This is a genomic window from Bacillus sp. SIMBA_154 (genome assembly GCF_046536015.1).
In the GTDB taxonomy this organism is placed as follows: Bacteria; Bacillota; Bacilli; order Bacillales; family Bacillaceae; genus Bacillus; species Bacillus pumilus_P.
Genome location: NZ_JAWJBV010000433.1, coordinates 1 through 255, shown reverse-complemented (window position 1 = coordinate 255; position 255 = coordinate 1). Strand labels below are relative to the sequence as shown.

Below are 255 nucleotides of genomic sequence, written 5' to 3'. Positions count from 1 at the left end.
CTTTATAGCGGAACTATCGGGAAGCTTTTGTTCAACCGATCCACTGATTGCAAAAAACTTTGCAGAAGCCACTTTTTTATCTGATTATCGCGCGACACTTAAACATATAAAACAGCCATCATTAGTTTTACAAAGTGAACACGATGCTTTAGCCGCGCCATCTGTAGGCGAATTTGTCGCAAATGAAATACCTAACGCGACGCTCCAAGTTATAAGCGCACATGGTCATTGTATTCATATGACTCATCCAGAAAC

1 protein-coding gene is annotated in these 255 nt (G+C 40.8%); it reads left to right on the top strand.

Going from position 1 to position 255, the window contains the following annotated elements:
* Positions 1 to 255, top strand: a 255-nt coding sequence (locus R0K30_RS22660; protein ID WP_410613181.1) for an alpha/beta fold hydrolase, incomplete at both ends; no start/stop codon positions are given.